This is a genomic window from Curtobacterium sp. PhB128, assembly GCF_004340725.1.
Taxonomy (GTDB): Bacteria; Actinomycetota; Actinomycetes; order Actinomycetales; family Microbacteriaceae; genus Curtobacterium.
On sequence record NZ_SLUR01000001.1, the window covers coordinates 854,580 to 871,834 of the forward strand.

At 67.5% G+C, this 17,255-nt stretch carries 14 protein-coding genes; 3 read left to right on the forward strand and 11 right to left on the reverse strand.

Annotation, left to right across the window (positions count from 1 at the left end; all coding sequences use genetic code 11):
• Positions 1 to 24 precede the first annotated feature (24 nt).
• Positions 25 to 2,673 carry a CDP-glycerol glycerophosphotransferase family protein gene (locus tag EDF23_RS03870; RefSeq protein ID WP_131920583.1) on the forward strand — a complete coding sequence of 883 codons (2,649 nt, stop codon included), beginning with the start codon at positions 25 to 27 and terminating at the stop codon, positions 2,671 to 2,673.
• A 169-nt stretch (positions 2,674 to 2,842) separates the two neighbouring features.
• Here EDF23_RS03870 and EDF23_RS03875 read toward each other — a convergent pair whose 3' ends face one another.
• The 3 genes from EDF23_RS03875 to EDF23_RS03885 form a co-directional block, all read right to left on the reverse strand.
• Entirely contained in the window at positions 2,843 to 3,949 is a 1,107-nt protein-coding gene (locus EDF23_RS03875) for an acyltransferase (protein ID WP_131920585.1), read from the reverse strand.
• A gap of 90 nt (positions 3,950 to 4,039) precedes the next feature.
• Complete coding sequence (locus EDF23_RS03880) at positions 4,040 to 4,720, reverse strand: ABC transporter ATP-binding protein (RefSeq protein ID WP_111039170.1); 681 nt, start codon at positions 4,718 to 4,720, stop codon at positions 4,040 to 4,042.
• 44 nt (positions 4,721 to 4,764) lie between these two features.
• Positions 4,765 to 5,586 carry an ABC transporter permease gene (locus EDF23_RS03885; RefSeq protein ID WP_131920587.1) on the reverse strand — a complete coding sequence of 274 codons (822 nt, stop codon included), beginning with the start codon at positions 5,584 to 5,586 and terminating at the stop codon, positions 4,765 to 4,767.
• A gap of 168 nt (positions 5,587 to 5,754) precedes the next feature.
• Between EDF23_RS03885 and EDF23_RS03890 the strand changes: the two genes are divergently transcribed.
• Positions 5,755 to 7,125, forward strand: a complete 1,371-nt coding sequence (locus tag EDF23_RS03890; protein ID WP_131920588.1) for a glycosyltransferase family 4 protein — start codon at positions 5,755 to 5,757, stop codon at positions 7,123 to 7,125.
• Entirely contained in the window at positions 7,122 to 8,576 is a 1,455-nt protein-coding gene (locus EDF23_RS03895; RefSeq protein WP_131920590.1) for a glycosyltransferase family 2 protein, read from the forward strand. The genes EDF23_RS03890 and EDF23_RS03895 overlap by 4 nt, the downstream gene beginning before the upstream one ends.
• A 53-nt stretch (positions 8,577 to 8,629) precedes the next feature.
• Here EDF23_RS03895 and EDF23_RS03900 read toward each other — a convergent pair whose 3' ends face one another.
• The 8 genes from EDF23_RS03900 to sepF all read right to left on the reverse strand — a co-directional run bounded on the left by EDF23_RS03900 (position 8,630) and on the right by sepF (position 17,248).
• A complete protein-coding gene (locus EDF23_RS03900; RefSeq protein WP_131920592.1) occupies positions 8,630 to 9,490 on the reverse strand; it encodes a hypothetical protein in 861 nt (286 codons plus the stop codon).
• Positions 9,487 to 9,837: a DUF2200 domain-containing protein gene (locus EDF23_RS03905; RefSeq protein WP_131920688.1), complete on the reverse strand. Its 351-nt coding sequence runs from the start codon at positions 9,835 to 9,837 to the stop codon at positions 9,487 to 9,489. The genes EDF23_RS03900 and EDF23_RS03905 overlap by 4 nt, the downstream gene beginning before the upstream one ends.
• A gap of 13 nt (positions 9,838 to 9,850) precedes the next feature.
• Entirely contained in the window at positions 9,851 to 13,384 is a 3,534-nt protein-coding gene (gene dnaE, locus EDF23_RS03910) for a DNA polymerase III subunit alpha (RefSeq protein ID WP_123340376.1), read from the reverse strand.
• A 446-nt stretch (positions 13,385 to 13,830) separates the two neighbouring features.
• Positions 13,831 to 14,760: an RluA family pseudouridine synthase gene (locus EDF23_RS03915; protein WP_123938308.1), complete on the reverse strand. Its 930-nt coding sequence runs from the start codon at positions 14,758 to 14,760 to the stop codon at positions 13,831 to 13,833.
• On the reverse strand, positions 14,757 to 15,350 hold the full coding sequence (lspA, locus tag EDF23_RS03920) for a signal peptidase II (RefSeq protein ID WP_235035959.1): 594 nt from the start codon (positions 15,348 to 15,350) through the stop codon (positions 14,757 to 14,759). The genes EDF23_RS03915 and lspA overlap by 4 nt, the downstream gene beginning before the upstream one ends.
• A gap of 77 nt (positions 15,351 to 15,427) precedes the next feature.
• A complete protein-coding gene (locus tag EDF23_RS03925) occupies positions 15,428 to 16,114 on the reverse strand; it encodes a DivIVA domain-containing protein (protein WP_165900993.1) in 687 nt (228 codons plus the stop codon).
• Between the two features lie 187 nt (positions 16,115 to 16,301).
• Positions 16,302 to 16,598 (reverse strand): YggT family protein, encoded by a 297-nt coding sequence (locus tag EDF23_RS03930; protein ID WP_111085780.1) that lies wholly within the window; start codon positions 16,596 to 16,598, stop codon positions 16,302 to 16,304.
• Between the two features lie 71 nt (positions 16,599 to 16,669).
• Positions 16,670 to 17,248, reverse strand: coding sequence for a cell division protein SepF (sepF, locus tag EDF23_RS03935; RefSeq protein ID WP_131920594.1), 579 nt, complete (start codon positions 17,246 to 17,248; stop codon positions 16,670 to 16,672).
• Positions 17,249 to 17,255 lie beyond the last annotated feature (7 nt).

Consider the following 17,255-nt stretch of genomic DNA (forward strand, 5'->3'; position numbering starts at 1 on the left):
GCAGTCGGCGACCGAGAAAGATCCATGCCCGAGAAGACGTTCCAACACGAAGCGCCCATCATCTCCGCAGTCATCCCGACGTACAACGTCGCACGCTGGCTTCCGGCGTTCTTGGCTTCGCTCGCGCAGCAGGATGCCCCAGCGGGGGCGGTCGAGTTCATCTTCGTGGACGACGGCGCGACTGACGAAAGCGCATCGCTCATCGAGGCATGGGCATCCAGTCACCCCGAACAGGCCACCGTTCTGATCCGCCAAGAGAACGGTGGAGCCGCCGCGGCGCGCAACACGGGCTTGCTGCGCGCTCGAGGACCATGGCTGACCTTCCCCGACCCCGATGACGTGCTCCACCCCGACTACTTCGCCCAGGCGCTGAAGTTCATCCGACTCCACGGGGAAAAGGACGTCGCGCTGCTCTCCTCCCACCTCGTCTACCTCGACAATGACGGCACTGAGCTCAACGATCAGCACCCGCTACGGGGCAAGTTCGCGCTGGGAACGCGCATTGCCCACCTGACTGCTGAGCCGATGATCCAACTGAGCGCAGCCTCGGCCTTCCTCCGCACCGGACGGGTGCTCGAAGCGGAACTGCGTTTCGATGAACGTGTCAAGCCGAACTTCGAGGACGCGCACTTCATTGCTCGGTACCTGTTGCTTCAGCCCGATCCCAAGGTGGGCCTGCTCGCGTCCGCTAAGTACCACTATCGGCGACGGGGTGACCAGTCATCGCTGATCCAGACCAGTTACTCGATGCGCGAGAAGTACGACGATGTGATCGAGTTCGGGTACCTCGACATCCTTCGTGTGGCGCAGGAACGTGGGTCGTTGCCGCGATGGCTCGAGAACACCGTCCTCTACGACCTGTTCTGGTACTTCAAGAACGAGCGCGCGATGCACTCTCCCAGCGCGGGCGCCCCGACGGACGCTTTCCCACGGTTCCATCAACTCGTCGGTGAGATGCTTTCCCGACTCAGCAAGGACTCGATCAAATCCTTCGACGTGATGGGAGTCGAGTTCGCAGTCCGGTTCGCGCTCCTGACGGGCTACGAGAAGGCCGACTACCGACCGGTCGAGGCGCGTTTGATGGAAGTCGACGAGCGTGCGCAGTTGAGTCACCTCACGTACTGGTTCACCGGCGACGCACCTGAAACTCGGATCGTGGTCAATGGGGAAGACGTCTCGCCGACGTACGCGACGACGGAGACTCTGACGTTCTATGGCCGCGAACTCCTGAAGCGGCGCCATCTCTGGGTCCCGAACGGGCACCGTATCGAGATCTACGTCGAGGGCCGTGGCCTGCTCGCGTCGAACCGCGAGCTGCGTCTGGTCTCCGAGAGCTTCTCACGTGCGCAGCTCGACCCGGCCATCACCGGGCAGCGCCGGTCCGTCTACCGCCGTTTCACTCAGGACAGCCAGAGACCTGGGCAGTGGATCGCGGCAGACGTTCGTAACGAACTCCGACAGCTTCGCTCCAGGTTCTCGAAGACCTCACTCGTGGAACGCAAGATGTCCGCGCAGCTCCGCTCGAAGCGGATTCGAAGTCGCTTCACCGATGCGTGGGTGTTCATGGACAAGATCCATGCCGCGAACGACAACGCAGAACACCTCTACCGGTACGTCCGCGACAACCACCCCTCGGTGAACGCGTGGTTCGTCCTGCATCCGAAATCGGCTGATTGGAACCGACTCGAAGCGGAGGGTTTCCGCCTCGTCGCGCACGGGTCAAGGGACTGGGAGCTCCTGATGATGTGCGCGGTCCACTATGCCTCCTCCCACGCGGATCAGCCAGTAGTCCAGCCGCTCCCGACCCGACGGTTCGGGAGACAGCGATACCACTTCACGTTCCTCCAGCACGGCGTGATCAACTACGACTTGTCGAGGTGGCTGAACAACAAGCCGTTCCGGCTGTTCGTGACCACTACCGTCGACGAGCAGGAGTCGATCGCTGGTGACGGCCCCTACACGTTCACGGATCGCGAAGTGGTGCTCACAGGGATGCCGCGCCACGACAAGTTGATCCACAAGCGCGAGTTCACAGCGACCACTGAACGAAATCTCGTGGTCGTCATGCCGACGTGGCGGCACTACCTCCTCGGCGCGGTGGACCCGCTGACCGGCATGCGGTCTCGGTCCGAATCGTTCGCTTCAAGTGACTACGCTCGCGAGTACAGTGCCTTGCTTTCCTCCGAGGAGTTCGTCGCCGCTGCGAGGGACCAAGGCTGCGACGTGGTGTTCATGCCGCACCCGAATATGAAGCCGTACCTCGCCGACTTCACCATCCACCCTGACGTTCGCGTCACCGACTTCGAGACTGAGAACATCCAGGATGTCCTCGCGCACGCTCGCGCCGTCGTCACCGATTACTCGTCCCTCGGGTTTGAAGCAGCGCTACTGGACATTCCGCTTGTCTACTTGCACTTCGACATCGACCGATTCTTCGGTGGCAGCCACATCGGCCGGCGCGGGTACTTCGACTACCACAGGGACGGATTCGGCCCGGTCACGACCACGGCTTCCGAGACGGTCCGTGAACTCCTGCGGCTCGCCGGCGGTTCATTCACACAACCGGACCAGTACGCCCTCCGGACAGAATCTGCCTTCCCGTTCCGAGATGGGAACAGTAGCGAGCGAGTGTTCCGCGCGATGCAGGCACTTATCTCCTCCGGGGGCAGCTGATCCGTCTTGTGGAGCGGCGTCTTCCTCGTTGGGACGCCGCTCCGCGGAGATGTCCGGCAGGAAGCAAGGCGAGCGACGGCCGGGGCGATCGCTGGATGACGTCTCGCTGCAGCCCGTAGGTTCCCTACCCGACCGCGTGACCAAGCGCGAGCGGCACACCGAGTGGTTCCTACTTGAGGGTCGGGACGCCGCGGAGGGTCTTCTCCACGGCAGATCGGACTCGCGGCGCAAAGGGCCTTTCTACGAAGTAGTAAACCAGGACTGCAAATCCACCGACGAACGCAAGAGTGATCGCAAGTACCAGAAGGTCTGGCAGCTTCCCGGAGAGAAGGTGGATCATCCACCAGCCCCACCATTCGTGCACCAAGTACAGCGGGTACGTCAGGAGGCCAAGTGCGGTCAGCCATCTCACGTTGACGCGCGCCAATGGAGTCAACGTGACGACCGCGACAGCGCCGAAGCAAGACAGGACGACCAGTGCCGTGGTGTGGCCCGAGAAGCTGACGCCTGTCGAACTCGCGAGGGTGGCTTGGCTCGCCTGGCCGGGCACTGCAATGGCCAGCAAGGCTGACATCGCAAGTACCAACCACGCTGCGAGGTCCCGCTGGTTGCGGGAAAGCAAGTAGATCGCCATGCCCCCGGAGAACAGAGCAGCGTAATCGGCGTTGAGGGCCTCGGCGAGCCACGCCTGGTCAGTAGTGCGGACGAACGCTGCGGCGACCGGCCAGAAAGCGGCGAACGCGAGGACTCTCTGCCTGGTGATGCCGATCATCATCAGGATGGCGATCAGCACGTAGAAGCGCAGCTCCACCCAGAGCGTCCAGTAGACACCATCAATGTGGTCCACACCGAACGCGCCCTGCATCATGGTCAGGTTCACCGCGACCTGGTAGATCGTGATGTGCTTCTGCTCGAGCCAGATCACCCCCAACAAGACCGCAGCCGTCGGAACCGCGACGAGGTACGCCGGATAGAGACGACTGATCCTTGAAGCAACGTAGGACGGTATGTCCTTTCCCCAAGCGGTCATGAGGATGACGAACCCGGAAATGACAAAGAAGAGATGCACACCGTAGTAACCCAGCGCCGTGAAGGTGTGCAAGTGAGGAAAGACCTCGGGAACTGGTCGCCCCCATGCTTGGTGCTGCTTAGCGGTGAAGTGGAACAGAACGACGCCGAGGGCAGCAGCGAAACGAAGTCCATCGAGCATGGAGAACCGCGGTCGACTCCTCCGCGCGCGCGCACGAACGTCTTGCGTCAGGGGGGCGGAAGTCACTGGAACATCTTAGTGTTGAAAAAGAGCATCACTCGCGCCTTCGATTGGAACGCTTACCGCGAGTGGCTCAGCAGGTGAGGATTCCCTCGCTCAGACGGTCTCGTTGTACGCCTTGACGACGTCGTTCGTCTTGCCGATCATCTTCAGCTCGCCCTCGTTGAGCCAAGCCACCTCGTCGCACATGTCCTTGACCGTGCTCATCGAGTGGGAGACGAGGATGACGGTGCGGCCCTCGTCCTTCATCTCCTTGAACTTCGTCCGGCAGCGCTTCTGGAAGGTCGCGTCACCGACGGCGAGCACCTCGTCCACGACGAGCACGTCCGGGGTGACCGCGACCGCGACGGAGAACCCCAGTCGGACGTACATGCCCGACGAGTAGTTCTTCACCGGCTGGTCGATGAAGTGGCCGACGCCGGAGAACGACACGATGTCGTCGAACTTCCGCGTGACCTCCTTGCGGCTCATCCCGAGGATCGAGCCGTTCAGGAACACGTTCTCGCGACCGGAGAGCTCGGGGTGGAAGCCGGAACCGACCTCGAGCAGCGACGCCTGCTTGCCGCGGGCAGTGATCGAGCCCTCTTCCGGCCAGAGGATCTTCGCCAGGCACTTCAGCAGCGTTGACTTGCCGGACCCGTTCTTGCCGATCAGGCCGAAGGTCTTGCCCTGCGGGACCTCGAACGACACGTCCTTCAGTGCCCAGAAGTCCTCGTGCACGGACTTCTTGCCGCGCATGACCATGCTCTTCAGCGAGTCGTTGCGCTCGCTGTACATGCGGAATCGTTTCGACACGTGGTCGACGGTGACGGCAGCATCGCTCACAGCAGTTCAGCCAGCTTCTTCTCGTTGCGGGAGAACACGAAGTAGCCGAGTGCGAGCGAGGCGCATCCAGCGATGGCGCACGCGACCAGGTCGGTCCAGTTCGGGAGTCGGTTGTCGTACATGAGGTTCCGGAAGACCTCGGAGAACCGCTCGATCGGGTTGAGCTTGTAGACGTGGATGATCCACGGGTGTCCGGCCTTGTTCGCGGCGTCCTCGACGAGCGACAGCGGGTAGATGATCGGCGACAGGTACATCCACATCTGCAGGCCGATGCCGACGAGGTGCTGCATGTCGCGGAAGTGCACGTTGATGATCGACAGGATCAGCCCGAGGCCAGCGGCGAACATGGCGAGGAACACCATCGTCAGCGCGATCACCGGCAGGTAGATCCAGAAGTTCGACCCCGCGATCGCGAGGGCGATCAGCAGCACACCCATCTCGACCAGCCAGGTGAACCCGAACGACCCGACCGCTGCGAGCGGCAGCGTCATCCGCGGGAAGTAGACCTTCTTGATCAGCGACCCGTTGGCCACGATCGAGGTCATCCCCGAGTTGATGACGTTGCGCGCGAAGATCCACGGCAGCAGGCCGCACATGAGCCACAGCGGGTAGATGTTCAGTCCGCTGGGGTCACCGACCTCGAGACGCGCCCGGAAGATGAACGAGTACACGATCGTGTAGATCAGCATCGTCGCGAGTGGGTTGATCAGGGACCACAGCTGCCCGAAGACCGTGCGGCGGTACTTGCCCTTGACCTCGCGCGCAGTGAGGTTCATCAGCAACTCGCGCGACGACATGAGCTCGTTCAGGTACGTCATGCTTCGGGTGCAGGCTCCTCCGGGGCGCAACGGAGCGCTCCTCACAGGGATTCAGGGACGAGGCATTCTCGCACACTGGTTGCACAACGCACGTTCGACGCGGTGGCGCGGGCGCGCGGCGAGTGGCCAGAGAGCAAACGCTTGGAAAATCATTAGTAGAGTTGATGGGTGATCGTCAGCTTCGCCAACCACTCGACGGCGCCCGTCAACCTGGGCGGCGCGGAGCGGTCCCTCCTCCGGTTCGTCGAGGACTGGCTGGCGATCGATCCGACGATGACCCCGACCTTCGTCACGAAGGCCCCGAAGGGCAAGTTCATCGAGGCGCTCGACGACCGCGGCTGGTCCTACGACGCCCTGCGGTTCCGCGGGTGGGCGCTGCCGAGCCCGCAGCCGGCTCCGGCCGCGGAACGTGCCGCGTTCGCCACCGTCGACTACGCCGCGGTGAACGCCATCATCCGTCTGTACGAGCGGCAGCGCCCGGACCTGGTGGTCACGAACACCCTCGTCGCACCGTGGGCGTCGTTCGCCGCCGCGGTCCTCGGGATCCCGCAGGCGTGGTTCGTCCGTGAGTACGGCGACCTCGACCACGGGCTGCAGTTCCAGACCGGGCGCGCGGGTGCCCTCGGCGACATCGGCCTGCTGTCCGGCGCCGTCGTCACCAACTCCGAGGCGATGCGCGAGCACCTGGCGCAGTACATCTCCGCCGACAAGCTGTCCGTCGCGTACCCGACGGTCGACACCGAGCGACTCCTGGCCACGAAGGACGAGAAGCCGGCGGTCGCACCGTTCCCGCAGGCCGAGCCCGGACTCCGGATCACGGTCCTCGGGCGTGTCGAGGAGTCGAAGGGGCAGCACCGGGTCGTGGACGCCCTCGGCGCGCTGCACGAACGTGGCGTCGCCGCGAGCGTGTGCTTCGTCGGCAGCTGGAAGCACCCCGGCGAGGACCAGCGCCTGACCGAGCGCGCCCGCGCGCTCGGCGTCGCCGACCGTGTCGTGTTCGCGGGCGAGCAGCACACGCCCGCTCCGTTCATCCAGGCGGCGGACGTCTGCATCACACCGTCGACGATCGAGGCCTTCGGCCGCACGACGGCCGAGTACATGACCCTGGGCAAGGCGGTCGTCGCGACCCGCCAGGGCGGGAGCGCGGAGCTGGTCGACGACGGTGTCACCGGCGTGCTCGTGGACGCCGACGACGTCTCGGCCCTCGCGGACGCGCTCGCGTCGTACGCGGCCGACCCGGACACGGCCAGGAGGCACGGTGCGGCCGCTCCGGACCGGCTCGCCTCGGTCACGGGCGCAGGCCACGACAATGCTGCGGCGATCGCACGCCTCGTCGCGCTGGTCGGCACCGAGGGCTACCGGCTCCCCCAGGCCGCGCGGTACTGGTTCGAGCTCCCGGGCGCGTACGCGTCGCTCGGTGCCACGAGTGCGCGCGCCGCGCTCGGCCTGCTCGCGAACCGGGTGCGCGCCCGCTCCGGAACGGTCGGCCGACTGCTCGCCCGACCGGGTGTGGTCGCGCGGAAGCTGGTGCGACGATGAGCCGCGACCGACGTCCGGTGACGATCGTCGTCCCGATCTACGACGACCTCCCGGGCCTCGAGCGCTGCATCCAGGCGCTGCTGGAGACCGTCGACTTCTCGGTCGACCGGGTCCTGCTGGCCAACGACGTCGGGCCCCACGTCGACACGATCGAAGCCCGCGTCCTCGAGCTCGTCGGCGAGCACCCCGGCTTCGAGTACACCCGCAACCCGCGCAACCTCGGGTTCGTCGGCAACTGCAACCGCGCCGTCCTCGAGCTCGACCGGACCGGCAACGACGTCCTGCTGCTCAACAGCGACACGGTGCCGATGCCCGGGTTCCTCGACGAGATGACCGCGGTGCTGGCGTCCGACGACGCGATCGGTGTCGTGTGTGCGCGGAGCGACAACGCGACCATCGCGTCGTTCCCCTACGCCCGGCGCAACCCGCGTGCGACGCTGCCGCCGCGCCGGACGCGCGAGCTGCACGGCCGCACGAAGTACCTGCTCCCCCGCTCGACCGTGTCACCGGTGGCGATGGGGTTCTGCTTCCTGATCCGGCGCGAGATGGTCGACCGCTTCGGCCTGTTCGACGAGGTCTTCTCCCCCGGCTACGGCGAGGAGAACGACTTCTGCCTGCGCATCAACGAGCACGGTTTCACGTCGGTGCTGGCGAACCGTGCGCTCGTCCTGCACACCGGCTCGACGAGCTTCAGCGGTGACCGCGGCCCGTCGCTCCGGCTGGAGCACGAGCGCATCCTGCTCGAGCGGTACCCGTTCTACGCCGGCGCCGTCGCCCTGTTCCTCGCCCGCTACCGCGACGCCGTCGACGTGTTCGCCGACGCGTTCCTGCCCGACGACGACGTCGTGCGCGTGTCCCTGCACCTGCCGGCGGACCTGACGAACGAAGTCGTCGCTCGAGTCCTCAACACCCTCGAAGCCGCTCCGGACGACGTGGTCGTGACGGTCATCGTCGCGAAGTCGCAGATCCGGACCGCGCGGCAGGCGTTCCCCGGGGCAGCCATCGCCGTGGGCGGTCGCCCGCGGCAGATCTTCGACGTCGCGATCGCCCTCGGCACCCTGACGACGTTCGCGCAGCTCTCGGCGCTCAACGCGAACGCCCCCCGCTGGATCCTCGTCGACCCGGTGTCGCAGGACGTGCGCTGGTCGCACGCCGTCGCGAACCACCGTGCCTCGGCGATCGACCGCATCCTGCGCCGCTTCGAGAACCAGAGCACCTCCTGGCGTGGCGGCGAGGGGCTCGTCGAGCTGATCCGGATGGCGGCCGCCACCGAGATCGACCCGGCATCGCTCCGTGCCCGGTGGCACGCCGTCTCCGACATCGCCGAGGCGACGGGCCTGCTCGTCCACCGCGCGACCGTGTCGCTCCGCCGGCTCACCGCGCTGAGCTTCGGGGCGCGCAACCCCCGCGTCGTCGCGCGGATCCGCGCGATCACCGGGCGCGGCGCCTGACACGACGCACCTGCTGACGGGAGGCCCGTGGCGGCCCCGCCACGGGCCTCCCGTCAGACGGCGACCACGTCGACCACCGGACGGTGGCGTGCGACGCACGTCGCGTCCCACGCGCCCAGCTGGTGGAGCGTCGCGATGCGGAACACGAGCGCCCGGACCAGCAGCTGACGCCACTCCGGCTCGTCGTCGCCGAGCGCGTCGAGCCGACCGACCGGGACCCCGTGCCAGCACACCGCGTCGACGGCCGCGATCGCGGTGCCGAACCCCGCCGGACGCCAGTACGGCGGCCAGTCGATGATCGTCGGTGGCTGCCCGTCGGCGAACAGCACGTTGCCGAGCAGGTCCCCGTGGACCAGCTGCGACGGTGCTCGGACCGGGCGGAACGCCGCGGCGAGCCGGTCGAGGGTCGGGTCCGAGGGCAGCGGTTCCTCGCCCCACGCCATCCGGTCGGCACGTGCCCACGGGTCGGTGCCGGCGGTGTCGGCGCTGACCGCGGTGACGGCCGTGCCGGCATCGGGATCCGTGCCGAGGAACGCGGGCCGCTCCAGGCCGGCGATCGCGCGGTGGAAGGCACGACCCGCCCGGATCACGTCCTCGACGCGGGACTCGTCGGCCGCGCCGGGCACGAACTCCCACGCCTCCCAGTCCCCCGACCGCCAGCTGCCGTCGCGGGTGGCCACGGGGCGGGGTGTGCGGAACTCGGCCGGGTGCTCGGACTCCGCTGCGTGGTCGAGTTCCGCCAGGACGCCGGCACGCCAGTCGGTCACCGCAACGCCGTCGTGGGGCCGGAGGACGATGCCCCCGGCACGCCAGGTCAGGCCGCGCCCACCCGCGAGCAGCACGGGCGTGGACCCGGCGACCCCGAAGGCACGCAGAACCTCGGCGCCGGGAACACTCCCGCCGACTCCGGTCACGCGGTCCGCAACACCTTCGCCATCGGACGGCCCTTCGCGACCTCGTCGACGAGCTTGTCGAGGTACCGGATCTGCCGCATGAGCGGGTCGTCGATCTCCTCGATCCGGACGCCGCAGATCACGCCCGTGATGAGCGGCGCGTTCGTGTGCAGCTGCGCGGCGGCGAAGAAGTCCTCGAACGTGGTCTCGTCCGCCAGGTGCCGTGCGAGCGCTGCGTCGTCGAACCCGGTCAGCCACGTGATGACGGCGTCGAGCTCGCCCTTCGTGTGGCCCTTCCGCTCCACCTTCGCCAGGTAGTGCGGGTAGACCCCCGCGAAGGGCGTCCCGAAGATCCGGTGTCCGGCCACGGTCACGCCCCCGCTACACCAGGCAGCGCGGCCCGAGCAGGCTCTTCAGCTCGCCGAACAGGTCGGGTGTCAGGTTCACCGGGAACGGCAACTCGAACGTGCGCGCGACGTCGTCCTTCAGCAGCTTCAGCCGGACCTCGGTCTCGCCCTGGTGCCGTCCGAGCACGGCCGCGAGCTCGGTCACCGTGGAGGTGGTGGCCTGCCGCTCCGGCAGCGACAACGTGAGCGGGCCGGAGCCCATCGCATCGCCGATCGCCGGCTGGAACATGCTCACCGCGTGCAGGGCCTTGCCGTCGTCGCGGACGTTCACGCGACCACGCAGGACCACGATCGAGTCGGCCACGAGCGACGGACCGAACTCCTGGTAGGTCTTGCCGAGGAACATCACGCCGATCTGGCCGCCGAAGTCCTCGATGTCGACGATGCCGTACGGGTTGCCGCTCGTCTTCGCCACCCGGTGCTGCACGCTCGTCAGCAGCCCCGCGACCGTGACGGTCTCGCCCTCGACCGAGTCGTCGGCCGCGATGAGGTCGGCGATGGTGATCGACTGGTGCTTCGCGAGCTCGATCTCGAGCCCCGCGAGCGGGTGGTCCGAGACGTAGAGGCCGAGCATGTCGCGCTCGAACGCGAGCTTGTCGCGCTTGGACCACTCCGGACGGTCAGGCACCTGTGACACCGGACCGGTGGCCGGCGATTCCTCGGCGACCTCGGCGAACAGCGAGTCGAAGTCGAAGCCGACGTTGCCGTGGGCCTCGTCACGCTTGACCTTGACGGCGCCTTCGACCGCGCCCTCGTGGATCTCGACCAGGGCGCGGCGGGAGTCGCCGAACTCGTCGAAGGCACCCGCCTTGATGAGCGACTCGACGGTCCGCTTGTTCGCCGACGAGATCGGGATCTTGCGCAGGAAGTCGTGGAACGACTCGAACGCGCCCTTGTCGGTGCGGGCCTTCACGATGTCGTCGACGACGTTGAACCCGACGTTGCGGATCGCGCCCATGCCGAAGCGGATGTCCTCACCGACAGCGGCGAAGAAGCCGATCGACTCGTTGACGTCCGGCGGCATGACCTTGATGCCCATGCGGCGGCACTCGTTCAGGTACAGCGCGAGCTTGTCGCGGGCGTCGCCCACCGAGGTGAGCAGCGCCGCCATGTACTCGGCCGGGTAGTGCGCCTTCAGGTAGGCGGTCCAGAACGAGACGACGCCGTACGCGGCGGAGTGCGCCTTGTTGAACGCGTAGTCGGAGAACGGCAGCAGGATGTCCCACAGCATCTTGATCGCCGCGGCCGAGTAGCCGTTGTCCAGCATGCCCTTCTCGAAGCCCGCGTACTGCTTGTCGAGCTCGGACTTCTTCTTCTTGCCCATCGCGCGGCGGAGGATGTCCGCCTGGCCGAGGGAGAACCCCGCGACCTTCTGCGCGATGGCCATGACCTGCTCCTGGTAGATGATCAGGCCGTAGGTCCCGCCGAGGATCTCCGCCAGGGGCTCTTCGAGCTCCGGGTGGATCGGCGTGATCGCCTGCTCGCCGTTCTTGCGGAGCGCGTAGTTCGTGTGCGAGTTCGCACCCATGGGGCCCGGACGGTACAGGGCGATGAGCGCGGAGATGTCCTCGAAGTTGTCGGGCTTCATCAGGCGCAGCAGGCCACGCATCGGCCCACCGTCGAGCTGGAAGACACCGAGCGTGTCACCGCGCTGCAGGAGCGCGTACGCCTCGGGGTCCTCGAGCCCCATGGTCTCGAGGTCGAGCTCGATGCCACGGTTGTTCTTGATGTTGTCGAGGGCGTCACTGATGATCGTGAGGTTGCGGAGCCCCAGGAAGTCCATCTTGATCAGGCCGAGCGACTCCGCTGCCGGGTAGTCGAACTGCGTGACGACCTGGCCGTCCTGCTCCCGCTTCATGATCGGGATGATGTCGATGAGCGGGTCGCTCGACATGATGACGCCGGCCGCGTGCACGCCCCACTGGCGCTTCAGCCCCTCGAGCCCGAGCGCGGTGTCGAAGACGGTCTTCGCCTCGGGGTCGTTCTCGACCACGGTGCGGACGTCGACGGCTTCCTTGTAGCGCGGGTGGTCCTTGTCGAAGATCCCGGTGAGCGGGATGTCCTTGCCCATCACGGGCGGCGGCATCGCCTTGGTGAGCTTCTCGCCCATGCCGAACGGGAACCCGAGGACGCGCGAGGAGTCCTTCAGCGCCTGCTTCGCCTTGATCGTGCCGTACGTGACGATCTGCGCGACGCGCTCCGACCCGTACTTCTCGGTGACGTACTTGATCGCCTCACCGCGGCGCCGGTCGTCGAAGTCGACGTCGAAGTCGGGCATCGAGACACGGTCCGGGTTCAGGAACCGCTCGAAGATGAGGCCGTGCCGGATCGGGTCGAGGTCGGTGATGCGCATCGCGTACGCGACCATCGAGCCGGCACCGGAACCACGGCCGGGGCCGACGCGGATGCCGTTGTTCTTCGACCACAGGATGAAGTCGGAGACCACGAGGAAGTACCCCGGGAACCCCATCTGGTTGATGATGCCGACCTCGTAGTCGGCACGCTCCTGCACCTCGGCCGGGATGCCGTCCGGGTACCGGTAGTCCAGCCCCTTCGCGACCTCTTTCTCGAACCAGGAGTGCTCGGTCTCGCCCGCCGGCACCGGGAACTTCGGCATGTAGTTCGCCGAGGTGTCGAACTCGACGTTGCACCGCTCGGCGATGAGCAGCGTGTTGTCGCAGGCCTCGGGGTTGTCGCGGAAGACGTGCCGCATCTGCTGCGGGGACTTCAGGTAGAACTCGTCGGCGTCGAACTTGAACCGGTTCGGGTCGTTCAGCGTCGAACCCGACTGCACGCACAGCAGGGCCGCGTGCGACTTGGCGTCGTGCGCGTGCGTGTAGTGCAGGTCGTTCGTGCCGACCAGCGGGATGTCGAGGTCCTTCGCCAGCCGGATCAGGTCACTCATGATCCGACGCTCGATCTCGAGTCCGTGGTCCATGACCTCGGCGAAGTAGTTCTCCTTGCCGAAGATGTCGCGGTAGTCGGCGGCGGCCTTGACGGCCTCGTCGTACTGGCCGAGACGCAGGCGCGTCTGGACCTCGCCCGACGGGCACCCCGTCGTGGCGATGATGCCCTCGTGGTACTCCTCGAGCAGCTCGATGTCCATGCGCGGCTTGAAGTAGTAGCCCTCGAGCGACGCCTTCGACGACAGCCGGAACAGGTTGTGCATGCCCGTCGTGTTCTCGGCGAACATCGTCATGTGCGTGTACGAACCGGCACCGGAGACGTCGTCCCCACCGCCGTCGCCCCACCGCACACGGGTCTTGTCCGTGCGGTGCGTCCGGGGCGTGATGTACGCCTCGGTCCCGATGATCGGCTTGACGCCGCCGGCCTTGGCGGCCTTCCAGAACTCGAAGGCGCCGAACATGTTGCCGTGGTCGGTCACCGCCACGGCGGGCATGCCCTGCGCAGCGGTCTCCTGCACGAGGTCGCCGAGCCTGGCCGCGCCGTCGAGCATCGAGTACTCACTGTGCACGTGCAGGTGGACGAAGGAGTCGGAATCCGCCACGGAACCTCCGGTCGAACGAGCTGCTTGCGGGACGCGAACAGCCTAACCGCGACCGCGGACAAACCCGCGCGTGTCCGAGCGGTCCGACGCCGAGGTCGCACGACACGCCGCGCGTAGCCCGGCGAGGGTGCAGGAACCGTCGCTCGGCGGGCCCGAAGCCTGCAGATCGTGTCCCCACGGCGGTGGAGCCCGCGCGTGGCGGACGGGAGGCACGGGGCGGCGTTGCCACGGGCCTCCCGGCCGGGGGTGGGCGTCACGCGCTCGTCACGCGCGACACGCCCGTCGCTCCCCCGCCGAGGTTCCACAACACGCCGCGTGCGCTCCGCCGGGGTTCCACAGACCGACGCACAGCGCGCCCAGATGCCGAGATTTCGGAACCTCAGCGGGACGACGCGACCGACGCGACGACGCACGACGCACGACGCACCACGCGACGCGCGCGCCCGTCAGGACGAAGCGGCTCGGATGCGGTCGAGCGCGAGGCGCAGGTCGTCGGGGTACTCCGCCTGGAACGACACCCACTCGCCGGTGCGCGGGTGGTCGAACCCGAGTCGAACGGCGTCGAGCCACTGGCGGGTCAGCCCGAGCTCCTGCGCCAGGACCGGGTCGGCGCCGTACATCGTGTCGCCGACCAGCGGGTGGCGGGTCGCGGCCATGTGCACGCGGATCTGGTGGGTGCGCCCGGTCTCGAGGTGCACCTCGAGCAGGGTCGCCGACCGGAACGCCTCGAGGGTCTCGTAGTGGGTGACGCTCGGCTTGCCGTCGGCGGTGACCGCGAACTTCCAGTCGCTCGACGGGTGCCGGCCGATCGGGGCGTCGACGGTGCCGGAGGTCGGGTCGGGGTGCCCCTGCGCGAGTGCGTGGTAGACCTTCTCGACCGTGCGCTCCTTGAACGCCCGCTTGAGGTGGGTGTACGCGAGCTCGGTCTTCGCGACGACCATGAGCCCCGACGTGCCGACGTCGAGGCGGTGCACGATGCCCGCACGCTCGGCGGCGCCCGAGGTCGCGATGGTGAACCCAGCTGCGGCGAGGCCCCCGGGCACGGTCGGACCGTCCCAACCGGGCGAGGGGTGCGCGGCGACGCCGATGGGCTTGTCGACGACCACGATGTCCTCGTCGTCGTGCACGATCGTCATCCCGGGCACGGCCGCCGGCACGATGCGCGGCGGCTCCTTCGGGGACCACTCGACCTCGAGCCACGAGTCGGCGTGCAGGCGGTCGGACTTGTCGACGGGGACGCCGTCGACCCGGACCCCACCGGCGGCGACCACGTCGGCCGCGAACGACCGGCTGAACCCGAGGAGCTTCGCGATGGCGGCGTCGACACGCTCACCGGCGAGCCCGTCGGGGACGGGAAGAGAACGCGACTCGCTCACGTGGCGTCGTGCCCCAGCGCGTCGCGTCGGTCGCCGTCGTTCGGCCTGGAGGCGCGGGTCGGCTCGTCGACAGCAGCGTCAGCTGACGAGAACGCGGCCCCGCCGTCGAGCGGCTCCGTCGTGTCCGCCTGCGCAGCGCGCTTGGCGGAGACCGTGCGGGACCCGTCGAGGTTCACGCCGAGGATCACCAGCAGCACGAAGACCACCATGCTGATGCAGATGAACGAGTCGGCGACGTTGTAGATCGCCGGCATCATCCACGGCGTCGAGATGAAGTCGACCACGTGGCCGCGGCCGAAGCCGGGCTCACGGAAGAGTCGGTCGATCAGGTTGCCGAGCGCTCCGCCCAGCAGCATGCCGAGCACGACGGCCCACCACATCGACCGGATCCGACGCGAGTAGATGATGATCGCTACGACGACCGCCGCCGAGATGATCGAGAACACCCACGTCATGTTCACCGCGAAGGAGAACGCCGCCCCGGGGTTCCGGACGTACAGGAACTGGAGCGCCCCGCCCAGGATCGGGACGGGGGTGCCGTACGGCAGGTTCGCGACGACCAGTGCCTTCGCGACCTGGTCGAACGCCACCACCACGACAGCGGCGAAGGCCAGTGCCGCGATAGCGCGGACACTGACCTTCGCTCGTGATGCTGGTCGCGACAACGTCAGTTGCCGAAGCCCTGCGCCGATGCCGGCGCCGGGGTGAGACCGGACTGCTCGTTCGAGGAGTCGAGCTCGGAGAGCTGCCCCTGGATGTAGCTCTTGAGCTGGGCGCGGTAGTCGCGCTCGAACGTCCGGAGCTCGTCGATCTTGCCCTCGAGCTGGCGCTGCTCCTGCTCGAGCACCTGGACACGCTGACGGTTCGTGTTCTCGGTGTCGGCGATGATCTGGCGCTGCTTGGCCTCGGCCTCGGAGACGAGACGCGCTGCCTGGGCGGTGCCCTCGGCGATGAGCGCGTCGCGCTTCTCGACGCCTTCGCGGACGTGCTCCTCGTGGAGACGACGCGCGAGCGTCAGGAGGTTCGTGGTGCCCTCGGTGTCCTCGTCCGCCGGGACCGTGGTCGCCGGGGCGGCCGCTGCGACCGGAGCGGGCTCGGGAGCCGCCTCGACCGGGGCCGGCACGGGCTCCGGCTCGGGTTCTGCCGCGGGCGCGGGCTGCTCGGCCTGCGCCGACTGCGGGGCCGACTCGGCCGCCTGCAGGCGCTGGCGGAGCTCGTCGTTCTCCGCGGTCAGGCGACGCAGCTCGACCACGACCTCGTCGAGGAAGTCGTCGACCTCGTCCTGGTCGTAGCCCTCGCGGAACTTCGTCGGCTGGAACCGCTTGTTGACTACGTCTTCCGGCGTCAAAGCCATTGCCGTCACCTCAATAGAACTGCTGAACGTGTGGAACCACTTGCGTCGTGACCGAACTTACCAGTCACCACGTGTGGTGCGGATGCCGCGCCGGAGGCGAGCATCGATCCCGACCACCGTACACCGACGACGGGGAGGAACGACGACCACTGCATCGGCGCGGCGCGTGTCGCGGACCTGGATCGGGTCAGACCGCGACGGCGATGCCGTTGACGACGACCCGAGCGATGATCACGACGAGCATGACGATCGTCCAGCCGAAGTCGAGTGCCACCGGCCCCATGCGGAGCGGCGGCAGGACCCGCCGGACCGCGCGGATCGGCGGATCGGTGATCGTGTAGACGAACTCGGAGACCACGAGCAGTCCCCCGCGCGGCCGCCAGGACCGGTTGAAGTTCTGCACGAGGTCGAGCGCGAACCGCCCCCACATGACGAAGAAGTACAGCAGGAGGGCGAGGGAGATGATCCCTAGGATCACGGACACGATGGGGCTCGCTCGTCTCGGGCGAGTGCCGTCATGCGACGACGCTCACGGGCGGGTGGCCGGGGGACGGCTCAGGACTGGGCGAAGAAGTTCGCCTCGATGTCGGACTCTACCTCAGCCGGCTCACCGCTCACTGCGACGTGTGCGGGCGACAGCAGGAAGACCTTGTTGGTGACGCGCTCGATCTTGCCGTACAGGCCGAGCGACAGGCCGGAGGCGAAGTCGATCATGCGTCGGGCGTCGTTCTCGGTCATCTGCGAGAGGTTGATGATGACGGGGATCCCGTCGCGGAAGCTCTCGGCGATGGACTGGGCGTCCTTGTACTCGCGCGGGTGGACGGTGAGGATCTCGTTCATTTCCTGGACCGGGGTCGCCTTCTGTGCGGTCGTGTGCGAGCGGCGGAGCGGAGTGACCTGGGCGCCGCGCTGGTGGGTGTGCGTCTTCGCGGGAGCGGCGGCCGGGGCCGCTGCCGGAGCTGCGGCGGCCGCGGGAGCGTCCGCCGGGGCGGGGACATCCTGCGGTGCTGCGGCCGGAGTGGCGGGAGCCTGCTGGCGCGCGGGCGCGGCCTGCTGCGGCTGCTCGTCCTCGTAGTCGAGTTCCTCGTCGGCGAGGCCGAGGTAGACCATCGTCTTCTTCAGCGGGTTGGCCATGGTTCCT

Coding starts and splice junctions, on each gene's coding strand:
- EDF23_RS03870 (WP_131920583.1), top strand. CDS start 25: ATGCCCGAGAAGACGTTCCAACACGAAGCGCCCATCATCTCCGCAGTC.
- EDF23_RS03880 (WP_111039170.1), bottom strand. CDS start 4,720: ATGTACAGCGAGCGCAACGACTCGCTGAAGAGCATGGTCATGCGCGGC.
- EDF23_RS03885 (WP_131920587.1), bottom strand. CDS start 5,586: ATGACGTACCTGAACGAGCTCATGTCGTCGCGCGAGTTGCTGATGAAC.
- EDF23_RS03895 (WP_131920590.1), top strand. CDS start 7,122: ATGAGCCGCGACCGACGTCCGGTGACGATCGTCGTCCCGATCTACGAC.
- EDF23_RS03925 (WP_165900993.1), bottom strand. CDS start 16,114: ATGGCTTTGACGCCGGAAGACGTAGTCAACAAGCGGTTCCAGCCGACG.
- sepF (WP_131920594.1), bottom strand. CDS start 17,248: ATGGCCAACCCGCTGAAGAAGACGATGGTCTACCTCGGCCTCGCCGAC.